Here is a 307-nt window from a genome sequence, read left to right as displayed (position 1 = left end):
CCTCTGCCGACCGAGGCCGGGGCGCTGCAGGGGCGGCCGCCGACGCTGCAGGCTGCTGCCCCCAGTATTCGGGAAAGGCATGGCGCTGGCGCATGTCCCATTTCGCCGGCAGAATGCGCAGCTCGTCGAAGCCCATGCCCTCTTGGCGCAGGGCGAAGGCCAGGAGCTGCTGGCGGGCATCGAACTCGGTGAGCACCACGGGGTCGTCAAGGTAGACGCCGAAGATGATGCGGTCCTTGTGCTTGTCGGGCCCCGTGCGCAGCCGCTCGTCCTTGGCCACGTACATGCCGTTGGTGTGGGCCAGCAC

Annotated in this window: 1 pseudogene; it reads right to left on the bottom strand. The window is 68.7% G+C overall.

The features are described from left to right. Positions 1-307: pseudogene (locus PZH32_RS12570) on the bottom strand (hypothetical protein); the annotation flags it as partial.

The organism is Adlercreutzia equolifaciens (assembly GCF_029076695.1).
Classification (GTDB): domain Bacteria; phylum Actinomycetota; class Coriobacteriia; order Coriobacteriales; family Eggerthellaceae; genus Adlercreutzia; species Adlercreutzia equolifaciens_A.
The sequence above is the reverse complement of the archived record's forward strand: the minus strand, read 5'-3'. Positions and strand labels throughout refer to the sequence as shown.